The organism is Pseudofrankia coriaricola (genome assembly GCF_032027725.1).
Taxonomy (GTDB): Bacteria; Actinomycetota; Actinomycetes; order Frankiales; family Frankiaceae; genus Pseudofrankia.
Genome location: NZ_JASNFO010000171.1, coordinates 1 through 6,688, shown reverse-complemented (window position 1 = coordinate 6,688; position 6,688 = coordinate 1). Strand labels below are relative to the sequence as shown.

3 protein-coding genes and 1 other RNA gene are annotated in these 6,688 nt (G+C 68.3%); all 4 read left to right on the top strand.

Going from position 1 to position 6,688, the window contains the following annotated elements:
• The first annotated feature begins 146 nt into the window (after positions 1 to 146).
• The 4 genes from QOZ89_RS46510 (at position 147) to QOZ89_RS46495 (ending at position 6,644) form a co-directional block, all read left to right on the top strand.
• A complete protein-coding gene (locus tag QOZ89_RS46510) occupies positions 147 to 1,874 on the top strand; it encodes an IS1634 family transposase (RefSeq protein WP_312623741.1) in 1,728 nt (575 codons plus the stop codon).
• A 619-nt stretch (positions 1,875 to 2,493) separates the two neighbouring features.
• Positions 2,494 to 3,438, top strand: a complete 945-nt coding sequence (locus QOZ89_RS46505) for a hypothetical protein (RefSeq protein ID WP_071048940.1) — start codon at positions 2,494 to 2,496, stop codon at positions 3,436 to 3,438.
• Between the two features lie 67 nt (positions 3,439 to 3,505).
• Positions 3,506 to 3,922, top strand: an RNA gene (gene rnpB / locus QOZ89_RS46500) — RNase P RNA component class A.
• Positions 3,923 to 4,916: 994 nt separating this feature from the next.
• A complete protein-coding gene (locus tag QOZ89_RS46495) occupies positions 4,917 to 6,644 on the top strand; it encodes an IS1634 family transposase (protein ID WP_312623741.1) in 1,728 nt (575 codons plus the stop codon).
• The last annotated feature ends 44 nt before the right edge of the window (positions 6,645 to 6,688 follow it).

Here is a 6,688-nt window from a genome sequence, read left to right as displayed (position 1 = left end):
CCGAACTTGCGAGTGCTCGAAGATCGCTACGCGCACAGCCTGGCACTTTGGCCTGTGTTGTCCGAAGTGTAGTCAGTAGGTTGCTTGATCGGGATCTTGCTGGATGGGATCATCGACTCGTGGCGAGGCAAACGGGTGCTATGCACGTGGACCGGATTGTCAGTCGGCAGACGAACGCGGCCGGCGAGCCGCGGGAGTACGTGTCGCATCTGGTGCGGCGTACCTTCCGGGAAGACGGAAAGGTCAAGAACGAGACCATTGCGAACGTCTCGCACCTTCCGCCGGCGGCCATCGACGTGCTCAGGAAAGCGCTCGCGGGCCGGACGCTGGTCGATGTCGAGAAAGATGTCGAGATCGCTCGGTCTCTTCAGCACGGCAATGTCGCCGCGGTCATGACGGTCGCCCGGCAGCTCGGCCTGCCGGCACTGCTGGGGCCGGCTGGGCGACAGCGGGATATCGCCCTAGCGCTGATTGTCGCCCGGATTATCCAGCCCGGTTCGAAGCTCGCCACCAGATCCTGGTGGTCCGACAACACGCTCGGCGCGGACCTGGGGATAGACACGGCGTCGACCGACGAGATCTATGCCGCCATGGACTGGCTGCTACACCGGCAGGACGACATCGAAAGGCAACTCGTGGGCCGGCATCTCGTCGACGGCGGCCAGGTTCTTTTCGACCTGTCGTCGTCCTGGATGGAAGGGCACTGCTGCCCGCTGGCGTCCCATGGCTATTCCCGTGACGGCCGTCGCGGGCTCGAGCAGATCGAGTACGGAGTCCTCACGGACGCCGACGGCCGGCCTGTCGCGATACGCGTCTTCCCCGGTAACACCGGCGACCCGTCCGCGTTCATCGAAGCCGTGCACGCCGTCCAGAAAACGTTCCACCTGAAGAGTGTGATCATGGTCGGCGATCGAGGGATGATCACGTCGGCGCGTATCAGGGCGCTCCGCGAGTCCGACGACCTGGGATGGATCACCGCCCTGCGCGCGCCCCAGATCGCCCAGCTCGCGGCCGTGGACGGCCCGCTGCAGCCGACCCTGTTCGACGAGACCAACCTCGCCGAGATCCGCCACCCGAAATTTCCCGGAGAGCGGCTGATCGCCTGCCGGAACCCTTTCCTGGCAGCCGAGCGTGCCCGCAAGCGTGACGAACTGCTCGATGCCACCGAAAAGGCGCTCGCCCCAGTCGTCGCCGCCGTCACGGAAGGCCGGATCGTCGGCGCCGCGGACATCGGCATGAAGATCGGGAAGATTGTCCACAGGCGGAAGATGGCGAAGCACCTCGAGATCACGATCACGGACGCCGATGTCACCATCGCCCGGCGGGAGGAGAGCATCGCCGCCGAGGCGGCGCTCGACGGCATCTACGTCGTCCGCGCCGAGGAGAAACACGCGAGCGGAATGCGCGGAGACGAGATCGTCACCGCGTACAAGAACCTCTCCCAGGTCGAACGAGTCTTCCGTACGATCAAGACGACCGACCTTCAGGTGCGACCGATCTACCACTACCTGGAAAACCGGGTCCGCGCACATCTCTTGATCTGCTCCCTCGCTGCCTACATCACCTGGCACCTGAGGAAACGGCTCGCCCCCCTCACCTTCACGGACGAGGAGCCGCCAGGCCGCACCGACCCGGTCGCGCCCGCTCTCCGTTCCGAGGCCGCCAACCGGAAATCCACACGCAAGGAACAGCCCGACGGAACGCCTCTTTACAGCTTCCAGGGCCTCCTCGCGCACCTGGCCACCCTGACCCGCGACGAGATCCGCATCAGCGGCGGCGGCAGCCTTCAGCTACTCACGAACGCCACCGAAACCCAGAGAAAGGTCTTCCAGCTAATCGGCGCGCCTATCTCCAAGACCGTTGGTAGTCAGTAAGACGATCAATGGCTGCCGCGAACCCGCAAGTCACGAGCCCGCAGTGCGTCCTAGATCAAGTAAGTTCGGGTTAGTCCCTCCGGGTTCGGCCGGTCCGAGTGACGGAAATCTCGTCGCGGTCGAACCGCGGGAACGGCCGGTTCCCCGCGACGGCCCTTCCGCGGTGCGCTCACCCGTGCTCGCACGGAGATCTCGCCGCGGGCGAACCGCGGGCACCGGCGGCCCACCCGATGGCCCTTCCGGGGCGTACTCACCCGGGCTGGCTAGGACGTATCGGCATTTCCCGGCGGCGCGGGCCGGGCAACGCCCGGCCTGGCCGTCGCGTCCAACGTGACATCGGTCGTGACATCGGTGCGCGGACCATGCGACCCCCGCGGTGCTGACTCAGACGGCACGCACCGGAGCGGACCGTGGGGGAGTGGGCCCGCGGTGGGCTGCGATGGTGAACCCCGTGGATCTGCCCAGGTTGGTCCCGCCTAGGATCGCCCCGGGCGAGTCGACCTGAGTCGTCCCCGGCGGCGGGCTGTCCCCGCCCGGCACCGGCCTCGCGGCCGGCGTGGGCGCTCCGAGCGACCGGGCGGCACGCGAGCGCGGGACCCGACATACGGAGGAACACCAGGTGGACGTGTTGCCGGACATCCTGCTCACGGTCGCGATCTCGCTTGCGGCGGGCGCGCTCGGGGCGTTGGCCATCCGGCTGTGGGAACGGCCCGGCGGCGCGCCCATGACGCGGCCCCGCCAGTCGACGCTGTTCGGGCTCGCGGCCGACGACGAGATCCTCCTCGCGGTCGCCTCGCTCGCGCCCAACGGGATGATCGCCCGCGACGACGTGCTCGCGGTCGCCGAGATCTCCTCGATCATCTACGGGGCGGACGCCCGGCCCAAGGTCGCCCCCGGTGGCGCGGTGCAGGACAGCATCGGCCGGCGTACCGAGTTCTGCATCGGCGACCCACGCTCGAACCCGCGGATGGCCGCCCACCTGTCCCGCTACCTGCCCGGGGTGACGTTCTCCCCGCCCACGCCGCCCGCCCCGCCGCGACAGGCCCCGGCGCTGGCCACCGTCGGCGCGTCGGCATCCGCCGCCACCGCCGCCGCGACCTCCGCCACCTCCGAAGGTGCCGCCAACGGGGCGGCGCAGGACGTGACCAACCCGTCGGGCCCGATGATCGTGCCCGCCCGTCCGCCGCGGGAGAGCCGGGTCATCGCGGTCAGTGTCCCGAGCGGGCGGGAGGGCCGGCGGCTGCGCGGCGAGAAGGGCGACGGGGCCGACAAGGCGACCAGGGAGTTCGCCGGGCGGCCGGGCGAGCACGAGTTCGCGCTGCTCGCCCGGGTCGCCGCGGGCCCGGCGCGCCGGCCGCTGTTCATCCTCGCCGGGCAGACGGCCACCGCGAACCTCGCCGCCGCCTACTACCTGCGCAGCCGCGCCGACGAGCTCACCACCGAGTTCTCCAACAGGCCGTCGTTCTGCCTGATCCTGCGGGTCGACGCGGCCACCGTCTACGGCCACGAGCTGGTCGAGCGCGAGGCCGACATCAGCGCCGCCATCGTCCCGCCGACCTTCTAGGCCCGTCCGCCCCGCGCCGGCCGGCCGTTTGGGCAAGATCCGTCGGGCGGGTAGAGTCCAGTACGGACGAGTCGGCCGGGCGGTCGCGTCGGGGCCGGTGCGAGCCGGCACCCGCCGAGGAAAGTCCGGACTCCACAGGGCGGGGTGGTGGGTAACACCCACCCGGGGTGACCCGCGGGACAGTGCCACAGAAAACAGACCGCCGGTACCGGTGCCGCGAGGCGCCGGGCACCGGTAAGGGTGAAACGGTGCGGTAAGAGCGCACCAGCGCCCGGGGCGACCCGGGCGGCTCGGTAAACCCCACCCGGAGCAAGGTCAAAAGGTGGGTGGCCGCAAGGCCTCCCACTGCGCGTGCGTTCGAGGGCGGCCCGCCCGAGCTCGCGGGTAGACCGCACGAGGCCGTCGGCAACGGCGGCCCTAGAGAGATGACCGCCGACCGGCCACGCGCCGGTCACAGAATCCGGCTTACAGGCCGACTCGTCCCTAAAACCCTTACAGCACAGCAACTCTGGCATCGTGATCATGGCCCTGGGCCGTTTCTGGGCCGTTTCGTTCCAGAGCCTTCCCGTGATCATGCCCACGGCGGGCCCTCGCTGCCGGCCAGCGGTGACAGTGGGTAGCCAAGGCTCGTTGGCGCTGCTGCGGCTGCGCCGGGCCTGGACTGCCCTGACGCTCTTGTAGGGGTGGGCCAGGGGAACGGGCGCGGGAGTGCCCGGAGCTCATGGAGGTCGACTTCCCTCGAGCAGACTCGGGGCGTCTGCGACGGCGGTGGGCCCTGCGCGCCGGGCGGGTGGCGTGGGGGCGTGCTGTGCTCGTCGGCCGATCGCGTGTCTGGCGCCCTCTCAGCGGCCTTCGCGGTTGGCTTCAGCAGCGAGTCGAAGGCCGGCTCATCGACCCGCGGTCCGGACGATGTGAGGCGTGCAGGTCGGCTGGCGGCGTGAAGCCTGGCACATGACACGGCCGAACTGGTGCCATCGTCGATGGACCGCCGCGGGCATCGTCAGGGACATCGCTGACGTCACCCGGTCACATTTCCTGGGGCCAGACGGAGTAGCAGGACGCGCGCGAGCCGCTTTGGAGGGTGCGCAGAGTCTCGGCGGACGGCGGACGGCGGACGGCGGACGGCGGACGGCGGACGGTCGCGGCTCGGCGTCGCCGATGCCCTTCCTGTGTCCCTACCTGTCCATGCTGACCGACGCTGGCACGGACGACTCCCTGAGGTGGTCGGACCGTCAGTGCCTGGGCGACGTCAGCATGTCTCTGGTGACAGTCGTGTGGCCAGCCTGTGCCGGGTGGGCTGTTCGGCCAGGGATCTCTGCTTCATGCTCTAGGCCGAACTTGCGAGTGCTCGAAGATCGCTACGCGCACAGCCTGGCACTTTGGCCTGTGTTGTCCGAAGTGTAGTCAGTAGGTTGCTTGATCGGGATCTTGCTGGATGGGATCATCGACTCGTGGCGAGGCAAACGGGTGCTATGCACGTGGACCGGATTGTCAGTCGGCAGACGAACGCGGCCGGCGAGCCGCGGGAGTACGTGTCGCATCTGGTGCGGCGTACCTTCCGGGAAGACGGAAAGGTCAAGAACGAGACCATTGCGAACGTCTCGCACCTTCCGCCGGCGGCCATCGACGTGCTCAGGAAAGCGCTCGCGGGCCGGACGCTGGTCGATGTCGAGAAAGATGTCGAGATCGCTCGGTCTCTTCAGCACGGCAATGTCGCCGCGGTCATGACGGTCGCCCGGCAGCTCGGCCTGCCGGCACTGCTGGGGCCGGCTGGGCGACAGCGGGATATCGCCCTAGCGCTGATTGTCGCCCGGATTATCCAGCCCGGTTCGAAGCTCGCCACCAGATCCTGGTGGTCCGACAACACGCTCGGCGCGGACCTGGGGATAGACACGGCGTCGACCGACGAGATCTATGCCGCCATGGACTGGCTGCTACACCGGCAGGACGACATCGAAAGGCAACTCGTGGGCCGGCATCTCGTCGACGGCGGCCAGGTTCTTTTCGACCTGTCGTCGTCCTGGATGGAAGGGCACTGCTGCCCGCTGGCGTCCCATGGCTATTCCCGTGACGGCCGTCGCGGGCTCGAGCAGATCGAGTACGGAGTCCTCACGGACGCCGACGGCCGGCCTGTCGCGATACGCGTCTTCCCCGGTAACACCGGCGACCCGTCCGCGTTCATCGAAGCCGTGCACGCCGTCCAGAAAACGTTCCACCTGAAGAGTGTGATCATGGTCGGCGATCGAGGGATGATCACGTCGGCGCGTATCAGGGCGCTCCGCGAGTCCGACGACCTGGGATGGATCACCGCCCTGCGCGCGCCCCAGATCGCCCAGCTCGCGGCCGTGGACGGCCCGCTGCAGCCGACCCTGTTCGACGAGACCAACCTCGCCGAGATCCGCCACCCGAAATTTCCCGGAGAGCGGCTGATCGCCTGCCGGAACCCTTTCCTGGCAGCCGAGCGTGCCCGCAAGCGTGACGAACTGCTCGATGCCACCGAAAAGGCGCTCGCCCCAGTCGTCGCCGCCGTCACGGAAGGCCGGATCGTCGGCGCCGCGGACATCGGCATGAAGATCGGGAAGATTGTCCACAGGCGGAAGATGGCGAAGCACCTCGAGATCACGATCACGGACGCCGATGTCACCATCGCCCGGCGGGAGGAGAGCATCGCCGCCGAGGCGGCGCTCGACGGCATCTACGTCGTCCGCGCCGAGGAGAAACACGCGAGCGGAATGCGCGGAGACGAGATCGTCACCGCGTACAAGAACCTCTCCCAGGTCGAACGAGTCTTCCGTACGATCAAGACGACCGACCTTCAGGTGCGACCGATCTACCACTACCTGGAAAACCGGGTCCGCGCACATCTCTTGATCTGCTCCCTCGCTGCCTACATCACCTGGCACCTGAGGAAACGGCTCGCCCCCCTCACCTTCACGGACGAGGAGCCGCCAGGCCGCACCGACCCGGTCGCGCCCGCTCTCCGTTCCGAGGCCGCCAACCGGAAATCCACACGCAAGGAACAGCCCGACGGAACGCCTCTTTACAGCTTCCAGGGCCTCCTCGCGCACCTGGCCACCCTGACCCGCGACGAGATCCGCATCAGCGGCGGCGGCAGCCTTCAGCTACTCACGAACGCCACCGAAACCCAGAGAAAGGTCTTCCAGCTAATCGGCGCGCCTATCTCCAAGACCGTTGGTAGTCAGTAAGACGATCAATGGCTGCCGCGAACCCGCAAGTCACGAGCCCGCAG